Origin of the sequence: Alteribacillus sp. YIM 98480 (genome assembly GCF_009765375.1) — a bacterium.
Lineage (GTDB): Bacteria > Bacillota > Bacilli > Bacillales > Marinococcaceae > Alteribacillus.
The window spans coordinates 170,045-192,738 of sequence record NZ_VTOK01000009.1 but is presented as its reverse complement, the minus strand read 5'-3'; the positions used below and the strand labels follow the sequence as shown (position 1 = coordinate 192,738).

Genomic DNA, 22,694 nt, shown 5'->3' with positions numbered 1-22,694 from the left:
CGACATTAGCACATCCTATGCGTCGACGTGTGCGATCTTAGTAGAAGTTCATTAAAATGAGCTGAACGTCTTATGTCTTCCCTTTCGACTCCGGGCCGCAGGCGACCCTGCGCGAAAGCTCCAGAACCTGTCGCGGCTGACCAGGACGCTTGCGCTTTTCTTATTGAAACCATTTTTTTAAACGGTCGAAGAATTTTTCTTTTTGTTCGGGAAGTTCGTCTTCTTTCTGATCTTCCCGTGTTTTAGAGTCTTTTGCCTCTTCTTCTAATTCATCAGTACATGGTCGTTTAGGTTCAGTTCCTTTTTCAAAAGCAACGGTTCGTGCTGGACCGCATTCTTCTGAACCAAGTAAACCAGTTTCAGGATCGATTTCCGTTTTCACAATCCCTTCAGGCGGAGGAAAGGCCATTTTTAATTCATTTTCCAGGCCTTCACTCATAAACTGGGCCCAAATACGTTTTGAAATCTGACCTTCGTTTGAATGATCCATCTCTCTATTATCATCATAACCAACCCAAACAGTTGTTGTCAGCTGAGGAGAAGATCCGACCATCCAGCTGTCGTAATCCGTCGAGCCGCTCTTCCCAGCAAGAGGTCTGTCGATTAAGTGGGAAATAGACCGACCTGTTACGGAGGTGTAACTATCCAATGATAGATCAAACATTCCTTTCATCATATCCGTAATAACGTATGATTTTTCGGGGTCAAACACTTGCTTTTTTTCCTGCTCCTGTTCCATTAATACATTTCCTTCTGAATCTGTAATCTTTTGAATAAACCGTGGCTCAACAGCCTGCCCTCCATTGGCAAAGGTACTGTACCCAGCAGCAAGATCAAGAATTCTGACGTTTTGGGTGCCTAACGCAAGAGAAGGTATTGGGTCCAGGTTTGCTTGAATCCCTGCTTTTTTAGCGGTTTCTACCAGAGCGTCTGGTCCTAGAAAAAGGTGGGTTTTTACAGCAAAAATATTATCAGAAACGGCAAGAGCTTCTGCCATGTTTATAAAGTCATCAGCATAAATTTCGCCGTAGTTTCCTGGAGAATATGTCTTTCCGTTTTCCCCTGTTTCAAATTCTGTTGGTTCACTTCGAAAAGAAGTAAGAGGCGTAAAACCATCTTCTAATGCTGCATAATATAAAAACGGTTTTAGCGCCGATCCTGGTTGTCTTGCAGCATTTGTAACCCGGTTGAAGGTGCTTTCATCATAATTCTTTCCTCCTACAAGCGCTCGAACGTCACCGCTGTGGGGATCGATTGCTGCAAGGGCTCCCTGAAGCTCGGAGTCTTTTGGAATTTCAAGTCTAACCCATTTTTCTGCTTTTTCTTGAAGCTCAGGATCAAGCGTAGTATAAACATGCAATCCTCCACGATCTATTAACTGTGGATCAATTCCCTCATTTTCTTGCAGAATATGTTCAATATAATCTTGAAAATAAGGGCCTATTCTGTCATCTGCAAGCTGGCCAGGAGGTTGAATAGAAAGGGAGGCATTTTCAGCTTCTCGACGTTCTTCAGAAGTAATTATTCCTGTTGTCTCCATGGCTGTCAGTATAATTTGCTGCCGGTCCTTCGCTCTTTCGGGATAAGAAAAAGGAGAATAATAAGAAGGTCCTTTCGGCACACCAGCGAGCAAGGATGCCTCGGCCAGAGACAAGTCACTGGAAGATTTATCAAAATATAAACGGGAAGCCGCTTCAATACCATAAGCTCCATGTCCGAAATATATTGTATTTAAATAACCTTCTATGATTTCTTCTTTCTCATAATGAGATTCTAATCGCAGCGCATAGAAAGCTTCTTCCAATTTTCGAGACCATGTTTTATCATGAGTTAAAAATAAATTGCGGGCATACTGCTGGGTAATTGTACTTGCACCTTGTGCTTTTGAACCAGATTTAATATTTGCAGCAACAGCGGAAGCAATTCTTGGGAGATCAAAGCCATTATGCTGATAGAATTCTCGGTCTTCTATGGCAATTACAGCGTTAATTACTTCTGGAGATATTTCATCAAGTTCCCTCCAATATCGCTTTTGGCCATTATGATGTTCACCAATAACAGAATGGTCCGCTCCATAAAAAACAGTAGATTGCTGAACTTGAATAGGGGGAGGTTCTAAGATAAGAGCACTCGTAATTAAAGTCACTGCTCCGCCAGTACCAAGTATTCCGGCTAAAAGAGCAGCTCTAATAAAAAATCTAAACCAGCCGGGCTTTTTTGTTTTTTGATTTCTTTTTATAGCTGTATCCATTCTGTTTCACCTCCCCTTCGAAAAGAGAAATACCTTTTTTTCTCCATTTTGGGTATATTTTTCAGCTTTTAAACCAAAAGCAAGAAAAAAGATACATCATATAAAAGTGAAAACAGTTGTTTACAAAAAGTTGACAAGCTAATATATAAAGAAAAGAGAGGGTGGTGAATAATGAAAACACAGATAATGGAAAAAACAGAAACCGCTGTATTTGGAATGGGATGATTTTGGGGGCCAGACGCCCAGTTTGGGCAGTTAAAAGGAGTTATTAGCACCCGTGTTGGTTATACAGGCGGTACAACAGAAAATCCTACGTATCGAAACATGGGAGATCATACTGAATCCATTCAAATTGATTATGATCCAGAAACGATATCCTATGAACAATTATTAGATGTTTTCTGGAAGAATCATAATACCTCACAGCAGCTTTTTTATCGTGATCGCCAATACATGTCTTTGCTTGTTTACTATAATCATTCCCAAAAAGAAAAAGCACTCAGATCTAAAGAGAAATGGGAAGCCAATATAGAAAAACCAATATATACAGAATTTCAACCATATTCTGCTTTTTATATTGCAGAAGATTATCACCACAAATATTTGTTAAAACGCTATAAAAATGTAATAGCCTCTCTGAGAAAACTTTATTCCACTCATGATGAGTTGATCAATGGAACAATGACGGCCCGCTTGAATGGTTTTGTGAGAGGAAAGGGATCTTTTGCGGATCTGAAAGAGGAAGTTAATACGTGGGATATTAGTGATGAGAGAAAATCAACGGTCCTAGAAGTGCTTCATTCTCTTCGTTGGTAAAAGGGAGAATGACTCCACCTGGTCACGAGATATTTTTTCTAATGTTTGTAGTTACGTAATAAAAGGAAAATGGAAAGTAGCTGCGAAAAAAAATACTTCATGAAAACTTAAAGGAGGGTAATGCGATTGAGTCAGCACGTTGTTTTTGTTGGAGCAGGTGATAGTAATTTATCGGTTTTGAAGAACTGGAAAAAAAGAAAATTAAAAGACACCAGCTGGACGTTGGTTTCTCCTTCTCGTTATCAGTATTATTCTGGTATGTTTTCCGGGTATACAGAAGGGCGTTACAGCATAGAAGATATAAGAATAGACTTAAAGTCATTCTGTAAAGAAAACGGAGGGCGGTTTTTGAAGGGAAAAGTGACAGCGGTTGATAAACGACAGAAGAACGTTCTTACGGATAGTGGTAAGTCCTTATCCTATGACATTCTATCTGCAAATATTGGCTCAACTCACGAAAAACCCACTGTTCCAGGAGTTAAAGATTATGCACTATTTTTAGAACCAAATGGTCAATTTCCGTCCGCTGCTGAGAAATTGCAGCAAACCGAATACCCGGTAATTAGAGGAGGAGATTATAAGGGAGTAGAGATGGCGCTGTCTCTTCAAGAATGGAGAAAAAAACATCACATGAAAACTCCTGTTACCTTAATTAGCAATGGTCCTGTTTTAGAGAATGAAAAAGAAGAGATCCGAGACAACGTATTAACACTATTGGATGAACGGGGAATAATGATATATGAAAATACATCCGTGGAGCGAATGGATCAAGATGTTCTTTACACTGAAAATCATGTTATTCCTTATGGAGAAGTATTATGGATAACAGGCCCGACCCCTCCTCTCATATTTCAATACGCGAAGCTTGCGGTTGATGAGAAAGGCTTTTTACTAGTTTCTTCTTCACTGCAATCTCTTGATGATTCGTCCATTTTTGCGAGTGGTGCTTGTGTTACATTAAACGATTATCCAAATATGCCTAAAAATAATTCTTATATGTATAAAGAAGCTTCCACACTGGAAGACAACATTATTAAAACATTAAAGGGAAAAAAGAAATTAAAAACATTTACACCGCCAAAGAAAAGGGAATTAGTGTTAAATCTTGGGCATAAAAAAGGATTATATATTAAAGGCAGCAAATATTCGTTAGATAAGTCATCCTGGAAGTTAAAAAAACGAATGGACAAGCAGTTTATTAAACAATTTTCGTAATAAATTAAATATAAAATTCCTATTTTTGTTAAAATAGGAATGTTGAGTAAAAACGAATTATGATTTATAATAGAGGACGCTGGTGTAGGAACACCAGCGTCGCACAGTTGCCCACACGAGGAGCGGCTGGCAGGTTAAGAGAGTAGACTACCCTCGAAAGTTCGCCAAAAACGTCCAGGGTGGTCTACTGTTTTAAAGTCACAATAGCGATTACAGTCATTATTAGAGCCAATAGAAAGCTTCCAAAACCGATCATTACTTCGGCTATCTCTGTAGTAATCATTACGGCATCACCCCCTTTTTTGGAGGCTCAACCGCCCACCCTGCGGATGTACAAGCCATGCTATTCTATTATAACATAATTTTCCAAATGTGGAATGAGACTCATTCACCGCTTGGCTGTACTAACCTATCTTCTCGCGTGTTTCAGACCTTGAAACCCCTGTCAATCCAACAAAACTAATCCAATAGATGTAACGTTTTCGTAATAAAAAATGAGTCTTTTCTAACTGCCTTTTAAGTACGGTTTAACGGCTTTATAGTGGGAATCAGCACTAATACTATTCCCGGTTACAACTACTACCGCCGGCCCTTTAGGCTGTACATGTTTCTCAAGTAACGCTGCGGCGCCGACTGCTGCTGCACCTTCTACTATAAAACGATGATTTTCATATAAAAACGCCATTCCACGTGCAATTTCCTCTTCTGAAAGACGAAGACGCTGATCAATATAGCGGGAGATCATTGGCAGAGTATACCGATTTTGCATTCCTATCCCTCCAAGCAAGCTGTCTGCATAAGTGGGGTGCTCAGGAACAGCGACTGGTTTTCCAGCTTTAATACTGTCATCCATGGCGGCTCCTTTTTCTACAGACAAGCCAATTACTTGGATATCGGGGTCTGTTTCTTTTAAGGCAAGACCAATTCCCGAAAGTAATCCGCCCCCTGATAATCCACTTAACACAGTCTCTACTTCAGGAAGGTCTTCGAGTATTTCTAATCCGATTGTTCCTTGACCGGCAATGATGTCGGGGTGGTCAAATGGAGGAATAAGAGTGAATCCTTTCTCTTTTTGAAGACGCAAACACACATCTGCCGCTTCGTCTTGACTTTCTCCTTCAATGTGTAGTTCTGCTCCACTTTCCTGCAAAGCGTTTATTTTCTCTTGAGGTACATTTTTTGAAACACATACTACGGCCTTTATTCCCAAATTAACAGCAGCATAGGCAACTGCAAATCCGTGATTTCCCGTGGAAAAAGTGACAACTCCATTTTGCTGTTCATCTTTTGTAAGAGAAGCGATCATAGTGGAAGCTCCACGAAGTTTAAAAGAACCTGTAGGCTGCAGCTGCTCAAGTTTTAAATAAATAGGTACTCCCGTATGTTTAGAAAGATTTTTTGAATAAGTCAGCGGGGTAGGCTCAAGAGTTGTTCGTATTCTTTTTTTGGCCTTCCAAATGTCTTTTACGGTTATTTGTTTCATGGTTTCCCCTCCTTGCTATCTTCGGATTTCCAATAAAAATGAAAATTTTAGGTATGAACTCCTTCATGGTTAGAATAAATTGATAAAAAACCATTGTCTACCATTATTTGTACGCACGCCAAACCATTTTATTGTTAGAAAAATCCGGTTTTCCGCCTTGTAAAGGAAACTTGATTTTGAAAGGCGAAGGCAGAGGCGGCGCTATACTATTTTTCGAATAATAATATCAAACATGCCATGAACTGTGGCAACGGAAGCATACGTACATCTTGTACGTTGAAGCGGTCATTTTGCACTGTTTACCAATTAAATCGTAAAGCTTTTCTGTTAGAGACAGAAAACGCAAGCAGCCTTGCCAGGTAAGATGATTATAAAGGAGGCTCGGAACGATGCGGTCATTGACGGTATTTCCGAAAGAAGAGTATGCGGGCAGACTAGAAAAGGTGAAAGAAAAGATGGCTGAAAACGGATTGGATGTTCTTTTTTTAAGTGACCCCGCGAATATGAATTATCTTACCGGGTATGACGGCTGGTCCTTTTATGTTCCGCAGATGGTTATTGTTTTTCTAGAGGATGAAGAACCGTATTGGTTTGGCAGAGCCCAAGATGTAAATGGGGCACGGGCGACTTCATGGCTGTCACCGTGCCGGCTGCTTTCTTATAATGATGAATATGTACATTCCACTACGAAACACCCGATGGAAGTGCTCGCAGCTTGGTTGACTCAGCATAAAAAGAACGTCAAAAGGGCTGGAGTAGAGATGGAGGCTTACTATTTTTCTCCTCGCGCTTTGGAACGCTTAGAATCCGGGTGTAAGGGAATAACATTTATTGATGCGAATTTACTTGTAAACGAAATCCGTTTAATAAAATCTGACAATGAAATAGCGTATATGAAAAAGGCTGGACAAATTGCGGCTCTCGCAATGGAGGCCGGGTTCAAAGCCGTAAAAGAGGGAGCGAGGGTTTGTGATGTGGCTGCAGCTGTTTCACAAGCCCAGATACGAGGAACAGACCAATTTGGAGGAGATTATCCGTCGATTGTACCGTTAATTCCAGCTGGAGCACTCACTTACGCTCCTCATGTAACATGGACAGATGAAAAAATTAAAGCAGGGGATCCGCTTATCATTGAACTGGCCGGCTGCTGCAGCAGGTATCATGCACCTTTAGCCCGCACAGTAACGGCAGGTAAACCTGAACCTGAATTCAAGCGGTTATCGGCCGCGGTGATCGAAGGTGTAGAAACGGTCCTTGATCACATTAAACCTGGTGTGACTTGTGAAGAAGTAGAACAAAAATGGCAAAGCGTCATCGCCAGGTACGGATTTTGTAAAGACTCTCGAATTGGTTATTCAATAGGGATCAATTATCCGCCTGACTGGGGAGAACACACAGCTTCACTGCGCCCAGGAGATAAAACAGTTCTTCGCCCGAACATGGCATTTCATTTAATACCAGGCATTTGGCTCGAAGAAATGGGCGTGGAGATTAGTGAGAGTTTTGTCGTGACAAAAAACGGATGTGAAACTCTCAGCAAGTACCCTCGAATATAGGGGACGTAATACGGAAGATTATGATTGGCCTTCGCGAAGAACGAATTCTGCCGCAGCTTTCCCTGAATAAACCGCCCCTTCCATTGTTGCAAAAAAAGGCTGCATCGTGTAATCACCCGCAAGAGTTAGTCCTCGAATCGGTGTTTTTTGCGAAGGTCTCATAACGTGATGTCCGGGACCCAAATGATAAAAATCATGAAGGTGAGCGATTTTACGATACTTTACGATATTTTCTTTAGCTAATGGAAGCCTTATTGCTTTTAAATCTTGCAGAACGATTTCAAGGGTTTCGTTTTCTGACAAAGCAGTAAAACGCTCAGGCGGTGTCAGAATGATGGACAGTCTTCCCTTTGCCTGTTGAAAAGTTGTACGTGATTGTTCTGCAAAACTCGCTAAACAGGTGCCGGGACCAAACGTTGTGATATCTTTTTCCATGAGCGGTGTGTTCATGTCAATTTGAAAGGTGACAGCATCCATTGTTGGCAAAGCAAACATGGATTGGAAACTTTCATGGCTGGAAAAAGAGGGTTTTAATAGTTTTTTGGCAGCATGAAGAGAGACAGCAAGCGTGGTATGATTGGCATGCCATACTTTTCCGTCTTCAGTTTGCACGCCGTACACATTACGGCCATTTCCTGAAACGAGTAAAGATTCCCCCTTTAAATTTGTATACACCTCTCCGCCGAGAGCATGTATTCGTTTGGCAATCGGCTGGCACATAACTTCTGTCATCCCTCCTAAGTATGCACCGATCCTCATTTTATAAAGACGCGGCAGACCTGCAGCAAATAGACCAAAAAAATTATATGCAGAATAACGTTCGGGCGGAAGGAAAAAAACTCCTGTGCTAAGAGGGATAATAATATAGTGAAATGCTGCTTCACAAAGATGATGTTTTTTAGCATATTCTCGCACGGTCCATTGATCAAGCTCGTTAGAATGAAGATAGTAATCCTTTATTCCATTCAAGAAAAAACGAGCAGTGGAAATCATATCTTTTCCGCTCAAATAAGGATCGTTGCCTGTAATTGTTTTCAGCATTTTCAAAGGGCCAAATAGCGGAGCAACACCGAGTTTTACTGCTTCTTGGTTTCTTGGAGAACGAACTTCTGCTCTTTCTTCCCATGTAACGATATCCTCTAGGGCTATACCGGATTTTTTTAATATACGGGGCAAGTGGGTATAGTACCCAATATGACGATGGAAACCAGATTCAACATGCATACCGTTTTCATCCCATGACGCTGTGCGTCCTCCAACAAAGGACTCTGCTTCTAGTAAGGCCACCTTTTTTCCTGCTTCCGCCAATTCAAGGCCGGTTGTAAGACCCGCTAAACCACCGCCAACTATGACACAATCGTATGTAGTCATTTTTTCACCTCCACCTTTTAAGGTTTTGCTTTTTTGTACAAATTATTATAAGGACCGAAAAGTGTTTGCAACAGTGTGCGCTTTTCTTAAAAAATAAGAAATTATAAATAGTTGGCGTTTTACATCTAGCTCCAGCGCCCAGCCGCTCAGGCTCACACGATAAAGAGGAACTTTTGCTAAAACCGCGAACGTTCTGTCGCAACGCAAAAGTCAACACCTCCAGTGCAAGCCCGTTCAGCGTTGTCACAGGACGTACTTCCACACGATGTGGTGACTTCTACGTTGCACACTCGTCGCCAAAAACGCCACGTCCTGTGGCATTGGCGACATTCGCACATCCTATGCGTCGACGTGTGCGATCTTAGTAGAAGTTTATTAAAATAAGCTGAACGTCTGATGTCTTCCCTTTCGACTCCGGGCCGCAGGCGACCCTGCGCGAAAGCTCCAGAACCTGTCGCGGACTCCCAGGATGGGAGTCAGTTCGGCGTTGTCACAGGACGTGACGCTCGTAGCCGAACTTCCTTCTTTTAAGGCGTTTGCGCTTTTCTTATTACCAAAAAATGTGCTGAAAACCGCTTTGCACTTTGCAGCATACTACCTAAAGAGGGAGAGAAAGGAGGAACCTAAAAGATGAAGACGAACGAATTTTTTGCCGAAATGAAAAACAAGCTGACATCTCGATTACAAGAAGTGCAGCAAAACAATAAAGACCACTTTGGTTTAGATGAGGAATTTGCAAGAGAAACAATCGGTGAACTGTCTAATTATGACAACCATCCCGCCGATAACGGAACGGAATTGTACGAGAGAGAAAAAGATATGGCATTGCAGCAGCATTCGGGCCGAGAGCAAAAACGAATTCAAAAAGCATTGCAGGCGATAGAGGATGGAACGTATGGAAAGTGTGAGAAGTGCGGGGAGGACATTCCACTTGAACGTCTTGAATCTGAACCAACTGCTCTTCAGTGCATTCAGCATTCTTATCAAGAACCTGATCCATTTGATCGTCCAGTAGAAGAAGAAAGGTTGATCCCTGGTAAGGGAGGATTTACAGACACGACAAAAGAGGACGTTGAAAATGATCGGTTTGACGCAGAAGAAAGCTGGGAACTGACTGCAGCCTATGGAACAGCAGACACTCCGCAAGACACTTATGACCCGTCCCTTGAATATGAAGGGATGTTTGGAGATGCTGAAAACGAAAATGTAGACGAAGATGTAGCTTTCGGATTCAGCATGACAGATAGTAAAGGGAATCTAATTGATTTTGATAATGACGTCGATTTTTCACATTACTTTTTGCGAAGATAAATGAATGCCCCGCCAACAGTGTATCTCTGTGGGGGGGGCATTTGTTAAACATTTAGTTGATCCATTCTTCAACGAGGTCACGGTTTTCTTCAATCCAAGCTTGCGCACCTTCTTCAGGATCATCCATTTCGTTAATGGTACTCATTAATCCGCCCAGTGACTCATCATCGAATTTCCAATTGTTCATCCATTCTGCAACTTCGCTGTATTCTTCTTCAAAACCATCATTGGAAATGTAAACAATGTCATCCGCTTCGCCATATACCGTATCTGGTTCTTCTAAATATTTAAGATCATAATCGGCAAAAGCCCAGTGCGGACTCCACAACGTTACTACGATGGGTTCTTCGTTTTGGTAAGCTTCGTCTAATTCAGTCATCATCGCTTGTTCAGAAGAAGCTTGCAAGTCGTAATTAAGATCATAGTGCTCTATTGCTTCTTCTGTTAATTCCATAAGGCTCGCACCAGGGTCAATTCCTATGATTTCTCCATCTGTTTCTTCCGTATAATCATTAAGGTCTTCCAAGCTGTTCACTTCATCCATATATTCTGGAACAACTAACCCCAATTCTGTGTTTTCATACCATTCTGCTTGTGTTTGAAAATCATTGCCGTATTCCTCTATATGATGCTGGTCCGTAAATGGAATCCACACTTCCATCCCAATATCGAGATCTCCTTCGGCAACACCAGCAAATACGGCTGTTTTCTCGAGGTTAATGAGTTCTACATCATACCCTTCCTCTTCTAGCAGGATTTTCCACATGTTTGACGCCGCAATGTTTTCGGCCCAGTTATTGTAGCCTATTTCTATCGTTTCAGCTTCTTTAGAAGAAGTTTCTCCATTATTTTCTTCTGCTCCATCATCTCCACAGGCAGCTAGTATCAGCATGGCAGTGAGTGATAAGACAAATGAAAAATTTTTCAATGTATATGCCTCCTATAAATGAGTATGTATGAAAATGAACCCCTGAATATCTTTGTTTTTTTAGGCGAGAAGACTCCTCTCTTCCATTTTGTGCAGGGCATACCCAAAAAAATTTGCTTGGTACTATATTCCTGTACTGATTACTCTTTGAACATGGATATATGGGGTTTTGGCAAGAAACGTTTTGTTACGTAAAATATCCAAGCAACAATCTCCCCACACGTACCGAAGCTGCGAAAACACTAAAATAGGACATGTGGTGTGTCCAACGTACAAATTTTCTAGGGACTGCGGATACTGCTAATATAACTGGTGGCACTGGGTGTTCGCAGCCCCCACTTCAAATTTCTCTAGAAAATTAAGTGGTAGTTCAATTGAGCATGTCTTCTTCATAAGGAAAGTTAGACAGTTGTACAGCACCATTTTTTGTAATAAGCATCTGTTCCTCAAGCTTAACCCCTTCTTTACCGCCTTTCGCTCCGATGTAACTTTCAACACAGATAACCATATTTTCCTCAAAATAACCGTCATACCCTTTTTGCTCAAAGTCCTCGGCATGAGCAATGATAGGGTATTCTCCGGTGAATCCTGATCCATGAGCGTTACAAAAATAACGGTTTGCAAAAAATTCCTCAGGAATCTTCCAGCTTTGCTTGGCGTAATCCCTAAAGCTAAGCCCTGGTTTTAACAGTTCCATATTGGTTTGAATCTGTTCATAAGCCATTTGGTACAATCGCTTTTGTTCATCCGTAGGCTCTGCTCCTACGACAAAACTGCGGGAAATGTCGCAGTAGTAGCCAAATGGACCGCAAGTATCTGTATCAAAGCTCAGCATATCTCCTTTTTGAATAGTGCGGTCGCTGCATTCTTGAACCACGGATTGGTTCTGTCCCCAGAGCTGAGTAAACGTGTTTCAATATAGTCTCCATCCATCGCAATATTGGATTGGTGGAGAATGGACCATAATTCGTTTTCTGTCATGCCAGGCTTTGCCGCTTGATACATCCGAGTCATTCCTATTTCTGAAGCCCGGATGGATATTTTTGTTGCTTCAATCTCATCTTGGGACTTTATCGCCTTTGCATGTTCGACAGGTCTTTGAGCATCTACGGTTTCTAGTCCTTCATTATTCAATGCGATATGGCCGGCAACAGGCAGCTGATCTACTGCAATCTGTCTGTCTCCTCCACCATATTGCTGCATCAAAGCCTTTATTTCGGAGGCAAACTGTTTAGCATCACGTTTAAGGTTTTGGGCCGTTGCTGCATAGGAAAGCATAAGTGCAGGCCGAACCTCGTCTACTGTTTCTACTCCTTCGGATAAATGCTCGCAGTTATCATAATCAAACAAGATAACTGGGCCTTCGACTGGGATGAATACGTACCGCCCTGGATTTCGGCGGATGTACACCTCCATATTACGCGTTCCTGTAGCATATTTTACGTTCATAGGATCAAATAAAAGACAAGCAGAATAGCCATTTTTAGTAATCTGGTCCTTCACTCTATGCAAACGGTATTGTCTCATTCTTGCTAAATTAATTTGTGATTTGTCATACTGTAAGGAAGCAACTCCTGGTGTATTCCGATCAGTGAACATTTTTTTCCTCCTTTCATTTACGGTGTATAATACATGGTTTATTATATAAGGTGCAACTTAATATAACAAGTTTAAAATATATAAATACAAGTTAAAATGAAAAAATGAGATGGAAAGAAGGAGGGCTTATACGGGTGGCTTCTCATAATCAAGGAACCGGACGCATCCCCTTATACCGGCAAATAAAAAAAATGATTGTACACAACATTCAAACAGGGCAATGGACTCCCGGCCAATATATTCCATCGGAGACAAAATTACTTGACGAGTTTAATGTTAGCCGTACTACTCTTCGGCAAGCGATTAACTCATTGGTACAAGAAGGGATATTGGAGAGCAGGCAAGGAAAAGGAACAAAAGTTAAAATTCATCCTCCTGGAAAGCTGGGGCAGCATTCTACTATTATGTTTCAAGAAGAAGGAGAAAGTTTTCATTCCCGCATTCTTCGAATGGAATTTTCGTTTAATTTTTTTCAGGCTCAAAAATATCTGGATGTGCCAGACCATGAGAAGGTTTTTCTATTTGAACGAGTACGTATAGCAGATGGAGATCCGGTTGCGATTCTTCAGTTTTATACCACACAGGAAATAGGAGAAATGTTAATAAAGAGCGACCTTCAAAACCATGAACCCTACGCTGTGATTGAACAAAACAATGTTGTTCTTAAGCACGCGACAGACTGGGTTACAGCTATTAACTCTACAGCGAAAGAGGCTGATATTTTAGGAGTACGCGGAGGAGAGTCCTTAGTATGTATTACTCGCTTGAGTTCAGGCCTCGATGATCGGCCTATAGAATTCTCCAGGTCGATCTACCGTTCGGATCGTTTTAATTATAGAGTGGAACTTACTCACAATTAATTCACTTGTAATGATAACAATTTTTTCCATATTGGCAGAGAGTTAAACGAAAACAGTGCTAGGTGAAAAAAGAGAGGGCGCAGGCCTTTGCTGAGCGCCCTTTTGGTTAGGCATAGGTGATATCGGCCAGCTCTTCAAAGCGCAGGTATTCGATCCCATCATCTGTCACTAAATGAAACTGTTTTTGAACGTGATTAATATAGTGGCATTTTCCAATGATTTCGAAGAAAAAGCCATCCCGCCAGTACGTAAAACAAAGTGGGTCATCATTTCGCATCGCATCACCTAGAAGCCATTCCAACTCTTCCCAGCGCTGAGGGTCAAGCTCCGGCTTTTTTTGTTTAGTCTGCTGTTTTTGATGGTGAAGCCATTGTTCGCGGTGTTCCGGCAGGATCATTCGTGAGGATTCCCAGCGCAGGTTTGATCCTGGTGTTAATTTATTCCCTTTCATGGGCCATCCCTCCTGCTCCTATTATATGCGAACATTTGTTCTTTAAACACCCTTAATTTTTTCCAAGCTTTTTAGAATGGCAGAATCAAGGAAGAAAAAAGGGACTGTAAAAATGGACGAAGGATGTTTTATACTTCTTTATTATATATAAAATATGCCAGCCTCAAGTATCAGCTTGGCCGGCCTTTAAGCAATAAGGGAAATTGGTATAAAGAAAAAAGCCAAACACCTCTCTATTTTCCTGTCTAGAGTGGTTTGGCTTTCTCAATATGCAGAAAACCAATTTTTTCAATAAAATGGTAAAAGGGAAATGGTTTGTTTGCAGCGAAAAATACATAAAGAAAAGGATATTTGCCATCTATAAAACAGGGGATGGATATGATGCCGATCATTTGTATAGAAGGACCAAGAGCAGTGGGGAAAACAGCCGTTTGTCTCGAACTGCAGGATAGATATGGGGCTTATGTGGTTTCTAGTGATTACCCTGAGTCATTAGGAGAAAATTGGTTTGAAGAATGCGACCACCAAATGAGAAGGTGGCAGTCAGCATTAAAAAAGACAGAGAAATATGCTCTTATCGTTCTTGATGGCGATATTTTTCAGCCTGTCATTGCTAATATCCATCAACCCTTCACGCTTCAGAGCATTTCAAATACATTTCTGCATGCGTTTATGGACGAACAAATAGGGTTTCCAGACCGATATTACTACCTTATGGCTGGGGAGAGTACGATTCGAAAACGAACAATCAAAGACTTCTCTAAAAGAAAAAGAGAAGTGGAAAGAGACCATTCTTATTTCAGCTTTCAAAAAAACTTTTATGAAGAGCTGGGAGCTTGCAAACTACCCGCAAGAAACGAAAAAGAGACAGCAAGGAGAATTGTCAAACACCTTCCCACCGCACCTTGGAATAGATATAACAGAAAACAATTTCAATATATCCAAAATAATATCGTAAAGCATATGAAATGAAGGGGTTGTCTCTAAAGCAGGGGGCAGCCCCTTCTTCCTGCCGTGCTTGCCTCATTAAAAGAGGATTCAAACCCAAAAAGGTCAACAAGGAAAGGTTTTGGAGTGCGAAGCAGGAGGAAGAAATAATAGCAGGACAACCGAAAAAACGAGCTCCTCTATATCTGTAAGTCGACGCGTCTAAAGGAAAGAATACTTGAAGACATCTCTTGTCCCGTTCCCGTAACATTTACGAGAAGATTTTTTGTCATGAAAGCCTCGTGACAAGCCAAGAAGAAGTGTATCTTAAGGTGAAAATACTTTTATGCAAAAAGTACTTGACTTGAGAATGGTTATCAGTGAGAATGATATATAAGATAATGAAATTCATTATCAATTAAATGAATCATACATACTTTACGGGGGGAGAAAGGTAATGAAAAATCGGACGTTGTTGTTTTTATTTATGCTTTTTACTGTATCCATTTTTGCTTTGAGCGCATGCGGGAGTGGAGAAGAAAACGAAGAGTCAGAGACAGCTGGGGAAACGACAGAAGAGGAAAGTGCAGATAGCGGGGAAAGCTCTGAAGAGGAAGCTTCTAGTGCCGAATCAGATCGAGGGGTTAACTTATATACCAGTCGCCATTATGACACAGACAATGAGTTATATGAGAAATTTTCAGAAGAAACAGGAATTGAAGTTAATGTTATATCGGGCAGTGAAGATGAGCTAATTGAACGTCTTGAGCGTGAAGGAGAAAATACGGAAGGTGATGTTTTCATTACAGCTGATGCAGGACGCCTGCACCGGGCGAAAGAAGCGGAAGTGCTGCAAGCAGTTGAATCAGACGTATTAAATGAGAACATTCCAGAGAATCTGCGCGATAAAGACAATGAATGGTTTGGTTTGACGAAACGGGCACGTATTCTTGTTTATGACCCGGAACGTGTTGATGAAGAAGAGTTGTCTACTTATGAAGCATTAGCAGATGAAGAATGGGAAGGACGTGTCTTAGTCCGCCCATCAGACAATATTTATAATCAATCGTTGGTGGCTTCCATGATTTCCATTAACGGGACAGAAGAAACAAGTGCCTGGGCAGAAGGTCTTGTTCATAATTTCGCCCGCACACCAAAGGGAAGTGACCGTGACCAGGCAAAAGCGGTAGCTGCAGGCGAAGGTGACGTAGCTATCATGAACAGTTATTATCTTGGAAAAATGCTGAATTCTTCTGAGGAAAAAGAAGTAGAAGTTGGAGAACAACTTGAAATATTTTTCCCTAATCAGGAAACGACCGGAACCCATGTAAATGTGAGCGGTGCCGGTGTTACAAAACATGGGCCGAACCAGGAAGCTGCTGTTGAATTTATAGAGTTTCTTTCTAGCGAAAAAGCGCAAGGAGAGTTTTCTGAAGCAAACTATGAATACCCAGTGAATCCGGATGTAGAACCATCAGAATTACTGCAGTCATGGGGAGATTTTGAAGAGCAAGATCTTAATCTTACTGAATTAGGACAAAATAACACCGAAGCATTAATGCTGATGAATGAAGCTGGGTGGAACTAAGGAAAATAAACAGTCAGGCCGTAGCAGTGCGGTCTGGCTATTATTCGTATTGTTTTGTACCGCATTGAGAAAGGTTCTTATTTTCACGTGACATTATCAGAAATGTCTGGCATACTAAATGAAGATGATAAACATTCTCAATGGAGACTAGTTGAAGAAGGATCTGCTTATGAAATGGCGACATGTATTTCCTAAAACAACAGGGTGGGGAACAGTTTCTGTTTTTCTCGTCACATTACTTATATTGCCTACTATTTTTTTGATGGTACGTGTGTTTCAACCGGCAAGCGAAAATTGGAAACATATCCGGGAATTTATGTTAAAAGATTATATGGTCGATACGTTGACCATTGCATTTTGGACGGGAGTGTTTTCGGTGGCGGTTGGCACCACACTTGCCTGGCTGGTTTCGGCTTATCAATTTCCATTTCGGAAAACATTGAAATGGGCTTTGCTGATGCCTCTGGCCATACCGCCTTATATTGGAGCTTATACTTATCACGGTATGCTAAGTTATACCGGAGTGATTCAAAGGACCTTGCGGGATACATTTCAATTGGATCTACACCAGAAATACTTTGATATTATGCATATTCCAGGGGCGGTCTTCATTTTTACTATTTTTTTATATCCTTATGTATATGCCATTACGAGAGCTTTTTTTGCGAGCCAGGCTACATCCTTAATTGAAAATGCTCGTATTCTTGGAAGCGGATCGTTACGAACTTTCTTTAAAGTGGTTCTTCCTGTTTCAAGAGCAGCAATTGTAGCTGGTGTGAGCCTTGTTGTACTCGAAGTATTAAATGATTACGGCGTAGTCAGTTATTTTGGAATTCAAACCTTCAGTACAGCTATATTTCAAACGTGGTTTTCATTTGGTGATTTAGATGCAGCTATTAAACTTGCAGGTATTTTGATGGGAATTGTTATTTTAGTGCTTATAATAGAAAAGTGGCTGCGTGGACGCCGGAAATTTAGTTATAGTACAACGAAGGTAAAACCGTTAAAGCCAACTGAGCTTTATGGGTGGAAAAAGGCGGTTGCTGTTGGATATGCCGGTATTATATTTATTCTTGGTTTTTTATTGCCAGTAATCCAGCTTTCGTATTGGGCTGTTCTCACTTTTGATCAAATTTTCACCAAGGCTTTTGTCTCTTATATATGGAACTCTACTTTTACTGCCGGCGTGAGCGCTGTCATGGTAGTTGTTGTTGCTATTCTTGTAGCTAACTACACGAGAATGGCCCGAGGAATAGTTCCTGCTGTAACGGCACGATTAACCGTGTTGGGCTACTCTATTCCGGGTGCGGTTGTTGCTGTTGGAGTTATAGGCTTTTTTATATTTCTTGATGAACAGATAAAAAAAATACTAGCCGCTGCAGGAGCATCGCCTGCTTTAATGTTAAGCACTAGTATATTTATGCTTTTATTTGCTTATGTGATTCGATTTATGGCGATTGGATATAATTCTATTGAATCAGGCTTTGAGAAAGTAGGAATGAAATTCACGGAAGCTTCAAGAACGCTTGGAATGAGCTGGACGGAAACTTTTTTCAGAGTAGATTTAAAAATGATTCGACCGGCCATATTCAGTGGTTTTATTCTTGTTTTTGTGGATATATTAAAAGAATTGCCGCTGACTTTAATATTACGTCCGTTTAACTTTGAAACGTTATCGACAATGGCTTATCGTTATGCCAATGATGAGATGATACAAGAATCTGCCCTGGCATCGATATTTATCGTAATGGTGAGCGGAATTGCCATGTACATCTTCCATATTTTAATTGAAAAGGAGCCAAACTAATGTATGTAAACATTTCCGATCTATGTTTTGATTACCCTGGAACAAAACAAAAGACGGTGGCTGATTTTTTTCTTCATATGCAAGAAGGGGAGGTTATATCAATTCTTGGTGAAAGCGGGAGCGGAAAAAGCACCATTTTACGCTTGATTGCTGGCCTGGAGCAACCCTGTAAAGGCACCATTAAAGTTGGAGAGAAAGTATTTTGCGGGGCTGGTGGAGCGTTTTTGCCGGTAGAAAAACGAGGTCTTGGGATGGTCTTTCAAGATTATGCATTATTTCCGCATATGACGGTTGAAGCAAATATCACGTTTGGTTTAAAACGCTGGAAACGAAGCGAACGAAAAGCACGTTTGGAAGAAATGCTGGGATTAATTAGTATGGAGGAATACAAAAGACGCTATCCTTATGAGCTGAGTGGAGGTCAGCAGCAGCGGATTGCTCTTGCCCGTGCGCTTGCACCAAAGCCGTCGCTGCTGCTTTTAGATGAACCTTTTAGTAATTTAGATGCTCATTTGCAGCAGCGCATACGCGATGAATTAAGAGAAACGATTAAAAAAACAGGCACAACGACCATCTTTGTAACCCACGATCAAGAAGATGCCCGGGTTTTAGCTGATCGAATTGTTATGGTAAAAGGAGGAACCATTCAGCAAGTCGGCAAAGCTTGTGAGGTGCTAAAAGAGACAGTAACAAAACAAAGAGTGCCCGTGGAGGCATAATAAATGATGATCGACCTTTCATTGATGGAGGGTCTTTTTTTTTAAAAAGGTAAGAAATGATAAATAGTTGGCGTTTTTGATGTCTAGCTTCAGCGCCCGCCTGATGCGAAAATCGGACGATAACGAGGAATTTTTATAATGTTCGTTTAGGAAAAATTAAATTGTAAATAAATTATTCAACAAGTTAATGAATTCTTTTAATTTCCCTACACTAATTTAATATTCAATTGAACTTCTTCCTATATAGTAAGAATGGACAAGGGTTCGACATGGTTTTGTTTAACCACATCAATTTTTGGAGGGGAAAAGAGTGAAAATGAAAAAGTCGCTATTTTTTGCAGCAACAGCACTATCATTACTAGTTTCGGCAGGATGCGGAGATGCAGAATCATCTGGAGCGAGTGAAGATGACACGATAACCATTGCCTGGTATCCGAATGAGTCCGGTTCTGAACTAGAGAAAGCTCGCGAAGGGATAGGTGATTTAGTAGAAGAAGCTACTGGAAAAACGGTGGAGCATGAAACGACAACAGACTACATAGTGGCGATTGAATCTATTGTTAATGGTAACGCTGATATTGCTTATATGGGTGCGCAAGGCTACATCGAAGCACACGATAAAAATGAAAACGTAGTACCTTTAGCTGTGTCCTCGGGTGAATCCGGTACATTGGATGATGCTATGTATAACAGCTGGTTGTCTGTAAAAGACGGTAACGAAGGCCCTTATGAGGATGGAGATGGGTATTCTATCGATAATATCGTAGATAAAAAGTTCTCATTTGTTTCTAACAGCTCAACATCTGGTTTTAAGGTGCCATCCTCTGACATTGTCACTCACTTCAGCGAAAAAGAGGAATACAGCGACTTAACACAAGATGATTTATTAGAAGGCGGCGAGTTCTTTAGTGAAGTTCTTTTTGGTGGCTCTCACCAGGGGTCTGCTGTTAATTTGCTTACAGATAAAGCAGACGTAGCGGCTTTTTGTGACGTTTGTGTCGAAAACTATGTTGAAAATGTAGAAGGGGAAGAAAATAGTATAGGAGCTGTTTATCAAGTAAGTGAAGACGCAGCTGATCCCTTTCAGTCATTATCAGGCGAAAAATTTAAGCTCATTTCTGTAACCCCTGTTCTAAACGCACCATTTGTGATGAATGAGGAAACTTTAAGCGAAGACACACAGAGTGAGCTTGTAGAAGCTTTCACCTCTGATGAAACAGCTAATAACGAAGAGGTTTTTGTTCCTGAGGATACTGATGAAGGACTATTTTACAAAACAGATAATGAACGCTTTTTAGAAGTAGAAGATGATTGGTTTGAGCCTATTCGTGAGCTTTCTAATTAAACCAAACTAAAGTAACAAGGGAGTTAACTATGACTACTTTACTTAACGTGAAAGATGTATCTAAACAATATGGACAAGATACATTAGCGTTATCCGATGTTAACTTCTCTGTAGAAGAAGGAGAGTTCGTATCTATTATCGGTCCATCCGGTGCAGGGAAATCAACTCTCCTTCGCTGCATTAATCGCATGATTAATGTAAGCAGCGGAGATATTACATTTGATAACGAGAGTGTAGTAGGTTTAAAAAAGAAAGAACTGCGCCGCCTTCGTACAAATATCGGAATGATTTTCCAGCATTACAATCTCGTAGAAAGGCTCAGTGTGATCGAAAATGTCATGCATGGACGTCTCGGATACAAATCTACTTTTGCTGGTATTTTAAGCTTATATAAAGAAGAGGAAAAAGAGCATGCTGTCCACCTTTTGAAATTATTGGGATTAGAAGATCAAATTTATAAACGATGTGATCAGTTAAGCGGAGGACAAAAACAGCGTGTAGGAATTGCCAGAGCTTTAACCCAAAATCCTAAGCTGCTGTTATGCGACGAGCCGATTGCGTCCCTTGACCCCAATGCTTCTAAAAAGATAATGGATTACTTGCAGAATATTTCTGTATCTATGGGGATTACTGTTTTGGTTAATCTCCACCAGGTAGATGTAGCCTTAAAGTATTCGGACCGCATAATTGGAGTGAGTGGTGGAAAGATCGTCTATAATGATAGCCCCGAGCAAATGACCCAGGAAAAAATTAAAACGATCTATGGATCAGAAGCCGATGATTTGATTGCTGCCGCAGGTGATAAAAATGCAGTATAACTTATTTGCTAGAAAGCGAAGCAGGTTATTCGGTCTTTTGCTGCTGTTCTGTGCTGTTTCATATGGAGCCATGATTTTTACACAATTTAACGCCGTGAAAGGTTTTACTTCTATCCCGAGTGCCATACAGTGGGGTATTTCAAATTTTTATCCCGCAGCTCATTCCTTTGAAAAACTGCCTGCTATATTAAATAAACTGTTAGAAACGATATTAACAGCTATTGCAGCTTCTACCATAGCAGCTGTATTTGCGTTATTCTTTTCGGTTTTTGGTTCTAAGATTACTAAGGTTAATAATATTTTAAGCATTATGAGCCGAGGAGTTGCAACGTTGTTCCGGAACATAGACGTAGCAGCCTGGGCGTTAATTCTCTTATTTTCATTTGGACAAAGTGTTTTAACAGGGTACTTTGCGTTGTTTTTTGTATCATTTGGATTTTTGACCCGTGCTTTTATTGAAGTGTTAGATGAAGTGGGAGAAAGTTCCGTCGAGGCTTTAAAAGCCACAGGGGCAAGTTATCCCATGATTATATTAAAGTCGGTTATTCCATCTAGCACCCCTCAAATGATTAGCTGGATACTTTTTATGATAGAAATCAACATCAGGAGTGCTACGCTTGTAGGAATTTTAACGGGTACTGGTATTGGTTTCTCATTTGATTTGTACTACAAGAATTTAGATTACAATACTGCAAGTTTGGTCGTCCTAACCATTGTCGTTTCCATACTAATTCTTGAGTATCTATCAAACTATGTGAGAAGGGTGATTTTGTAATGGAAGCTAATTCAGTTAAATCAGATGTTTCACCCGAAAAACCATACCGGCATTATAAATCGAACAAAATCAGAGTCAAACGCTTAACAAAGCCTTCTCTTATCGTTCGATTAACGCTAGGAATATTAATTCTGCTAACCGTCTACAGTTTTATCACGATTGATTATGAGAGCGTGGACTTGCTCGGCGGTATTGCAGCCACGATTACAAATTTTAAAACGATGTTTTTTGCACCGCATTTTAGTAATTTCACTTTTTTACAAGGGTTGTATGCGGTCATGATTACGATGGGACTTGCCTTACTTACCACCGTATTTGGAGCAGTGATTGCGTTGTTTCTTGGACTTTGGTCCGCGGAAAATTTATCTTCAGGAAGAATTTCAAACGGCATTAAAGGCTTTGTTGCAATTATTCGCGCGGTTCCAACGGTTTTATGGGTGTTAATATTTGCAGTTTCGGCTGGACTTGGAAGTGTTGCGGCTATTATCGGAATGACTTTTCATTCCATGGGTTATTTAGTAAAAGCTTATTCGGAATCATTTGAAGAATTAGATAAAGGAGTAATTGAAGCCCTTCGTGCAAGCGGGGCAAACTGGTGGCAGATCGTTGTCCAGGCTGTTATTCCATCATCATTGACCTACCTTGTGTCGTGGACGTTTCTGAGATTTGAAATAAACTTTGCTGTTGCGATTGCAATGGGTGCAGCTGCCGGGGCAGGAGGTATTGGGTATGACATGTTCATGGCAAGTTCTTATTATTATGACCTTAATGAAATTGGAACGATTACCTATTACATTCTTGCCTTTGCCATTTTACTTGAGATAATCGCCACCCGAATTAAATCTAATTTGCATGCTTCACAAACCTAGTATGT

20 protein-coding genes and 1 pseudogene are annotated in these 22,694 nt (G+C 40.8%); 13 read left to right on the top strand and 8 right to left on the bottom strand.

All coding sequences use genetic code 11. The annotated features are described in order from the left end of the window. Positions 1 to 160 precede the first annotated feature (160 nt). On the bottom strand, positions 161 to 2,251 hold the full coding sequence (locus tag FZF09_RS13225) for a transglycosylase domain-containing protein (protein ID WP_158737071.1): 2,091 nt from the start codon (positions 2,249 to 2,251) through the stop codon (positions 161 to 163). Positions 2,252 to 2,488: 237 nt separating this feature from the next. Between FZF09_RS13225 and FZF09_RS13220 the strand changes: the two are divergent. Together FZF09_RS13220 and FZF09_RS13215 are read left to right on the top strand one after the other, a co-directional pair. Further along, positions 2,489 to 3,067, top strand: a pseudogene (locus tag FZF09_RS13220) (peptide-methionine (S)-S-oxide reductase MsrA); the annotation flags it as partial. A gap of 126 nt (positions 3,068 to 3,193) precedes the next feature. Continuing rightward, positions 3,194 to 4,282: an FAD-dependent oxidoreductase gene (locus tag FZF09_RS13215; RefSeq protein WP_158737070.1), complete on the top strand. Its 1,089-nt coding sequence runs from the start codon at positions 3,194 to 3,196 to the stop codon at positions 4,280 to 4,282. Positions 4,283 to 4,466: 184 nt separating this feature from the next. Here FZF09_RS13215 and FZF09_RS22810 read toward each other — a convergent pair whose 3' ends face one another. After that, the gene (locus tag FZF09_RS22810) at positions 4,467 to 4,565 is read right to left on the bottom strand and encodes a putative holin-like toxin (protein WP_233269498.1); all 99 of its coding nucleotides are present in this window, start codon (positions 4,563 to 4,565) and stop codon (positions 4,467 to 4,469) included. 222 nt (positions 4,566 to 4,787) lie between these two features. After that, positions 4,788 to 5,765, bottom strand: coding sequence for a hydroxyectoine utilization dehydratase EutB (gene eutB, locus FZF09_RS13210; protein WP_158737069.1), 978 nt, complete (start codon positions 5,763 to 5,765; stop codon positions 4,788 to 4,790). Between the two features lie 389 nt (positions 5,766 to 6,154). On the opposite strand from eutB, the gene FZF09_RS13205 reads away from it, so the two are divergent. After that, the gene (locus FZF09_RS13205) at positions 6,155 to 7,321 is read left to right on the top strand and encodes a M24 family metallopeptidase (protein ID WP_158737068.1); all 1,167 of its coding nucleotides are present in this window, start codon (positions 6,155 to 6,157) and stop codon (positions 7,319 to 7,321) included. A gap of 18 nt (positions 7,322 to 7,339) precedes the next feature. Here the strand turns inward: FZF09_RS13205 and FZF09_RS13200 are convergent, their stop codons facing one another. Continuing rightward, on the bottom strand, positions 7,340 to 8,692 hold the full coding sequence (locus FZF09_RS13200; protein WP_158737067.1) for an FAD-dependent oxidoreductase: 1,353 nt from the start codon (positions 8,690 to 8,692) through the stop codon (positions 7,340 to 7,342). Between the two features lie 630 nt (positions 8,693 to 9,322). Between FZF09_RS13200 and FZF09_RS13195 the strand changes: the two genes are divergently transcribed. After that, positions 9,323 to 10,003 carry a TraR/DksA C4-type zinc finger protein gene (locus FZF09_RS13195; protein ID WP_158737066.1) on the top strand — a complete coding sequence of 227 codons (681 nt, stop codon included), beginning with the start codon at positions 9,323 to 9,325 and terminating at the stop codon, positions 10,001 to 10,003. A 52-nt stretch (positions 10,004 to 10,055) separates the two neighbouring features. On the opposite strand, the gene FZF09_RS13190 is transcribed toward FZF09_RS13195, so the two are convergent. The 3 genes from FZF09_RS13190 to FZF09_RS22655 form a co-directional block, all read right to left on the bottom strand. Beyond that, positions 10,056 to 10,931 carry a glycine betaine ABC transporter substrate-binding protein gene (locus FZF09_RS13190; protein WP_233269497.1) on the bottom strand — a complete coding sequence of 292 codons (876 nt, stop codon included), beginning with the start codon at positions 10,929 to 10,931 and terminating at the stop codon, positions 10,056 to 10,058. 370 nt (positions 10,932 to 11,301) lie between these two features. Continuing rightward, the gene (locus FZF09_RS22660; RefSeq protein ID WP_233269496.1) at positions 11,302 to 11,766 is read right to left on the bottom strand and encodes a M24 family metallopeptidase; all 465 of its coding nucleotides are present in this window, start codon (positions 11,764 to 11,766) and stop codon (positions 11,302 to 11,304) included. After that, the gene (locus tag FZF09_RS22655) at positions 11,760 to 12,530 is read right to left on the bottom strand and encodes an aminopeptidase P family N-terminal domain-containing protein (RefSeq protein ID WP_199256790.1); all 771 of its coding nucleotides are present in this window, start codon (positions 12,528 to 12,530) and stop codon (positions 11,760 to 11,762) included. Before FZF09_RS22655 ends, FZF09_RS22660 begins: the two co-directional genes overlap by 7 nt. Before the next feature lie 134 nt (positions 12,531 to 12,664). Between FZF09_RS22655 and FZF09_RS13180 the strand changes: the two genes are divergently transcribed. After that, on the top strand, positions 12,665 to 13,390 hold the full coding sequence (locus FZF09_RS13180) for a GntR family transcriptional regulator (protein WP_158737065.1): 726 nt from the start codon (positions 12,665 to 12,667) through the stop codon (positions 13,388 to 13,390). Between the two features lie 106 nt (positions 13,391 to 13,496). Here FZF09_RS13180 and FZF09_RS13175 read toward each other — a convergent pair whose 3' ends face one another. Continuing rightward, positions 13,497 to 13,841: a YolD-like family protein gene (locus tag FZF09_RS13175; RefSeq protein ID WP_158737064.1), complete on the bottom strand. Its 345-nt coding sequence runs from the start codon at positions 13,839 to 13,841 to the stop codon at positions 13,497 to 13,499. A 378-nt stretch (positions 13,842 to 14,219) separates the two neighbouring features. Between FZF09_RS13175 and FZF09_RS13170 the strand changes: the two genes are divergently transcribed. The 8 genes from FZF09_RS13170 to FZF09_RS13135 all read left to right on the top strand — a co-directional run bounded on the left by FZF09_RS13170 (position 14,220) and on the right by FZF09_RS13135 (position 22,689). Further along, positions 14,220 to 14,813: a hypothetical protein gene (locus FZF09_RS13170; protein WP_158737063.1), complete on the top strand. Its 594-nt coding sequence runs from the start codon at positions 14,220 to 14,222 to the stop codon at positions 14,811 to 14,813. A 412-nt stretch (positions 14,814 to 15,225) separates the two neighbouring features. Further along, positions 15,226 to 16,356 carry a Fe(3+) ABC transporter substrate-binding protein gene (locus FZF09_RS13165; RefSeq protein ID WP_158737062.1) on the top strand — a complete coding sequence of 377 codons (1,131 nt, stop codon included), beginning with the start codon at positions 15,226 to 15,228 and terminating at the stop codon, positions 16,354 to 16,356. 169 nt (positions 16,357 to 16,525) lie between these two features. Next, positions 16,526 to 18,163, top strand: a complete 1,638-nt coding sequence (locus tag FZF09_RS13160) for an ABC transporter permease (protein WP_158737061.1) — start codon at positions 16,526 to 16,528, stop codon at positions 18,161 to 18,163. Continuing rightward, entirely contained in the window at positions 18,163 to 18,882 is a 720-nt protein-coding gene (locus tag FZF09_RS13155) for an ABC transporter ATP-binding protein (protein WP_158737060.1), read from the top strand. Before FZF09_RS13160 ends, FZF09_RS13155 begins: the two co-directional genes overlap by 1 nt. Positions 18,883 to 19,198: 316 nt before the next feature. After that, positions 19,199 to 20,227: a phosphate/phosphite/phosphonate ABC transporter substrate-binding protein gene (locus FZF09_RS13150; RefSeq protein WP_158737122.1), complete on the top strand. Its 1,029-nt coding sequence runs from the start codon at positions 19,199 to 19,201 to the stop codon at positions 20,225 to 20,227. A 29-nt stretch (positions 20,228 to 20,256) separates the two neighbouring features. Continuing rightward, a complete protein-coding gene (gene phnC / locus FZF09_RS13145; protein WP_158737059.1) occupies positions 20,257 to 21,045 on the top strand; it encodes a phosphonate ABC transporter ATP-binding protein in 789 nt (262 codons plus the stop codon). After that, positions 21,035 to 21,820 carry a PhnE/PtxC family ABC transporter permease gene (locus FZF09_RS13140; protein WP_158737058.1) on the top strand — a complete coding sequence of 262 codons (786 nt, stop codon included), beginning with the start codon at positions 21,035 to 21,037 and terminating at the stop codon, positions 21,818 to 21,820. Before phnC ends, FZF09_RS13140 begins: the two co-directional genes overlap by 11 nt. After that, complete coding sequence (locus tag FZF09_RS13135; RefSeq protein ID WP_158737057.1) at positions 21,820 to 22,689, top strand: PhnE/PtxC family ABC transporter permease; 870 nt, start codon at positions 21,820 to 21,822, stop codon at positions 22,687 to 22,689. Before FZF09_RS13140 ends, FZF09_RS13135 begins: the two co-directional genes overlap by 1 nt. Positions 22,690 to 22,694 lie beyond the last annotated feature (5 nt).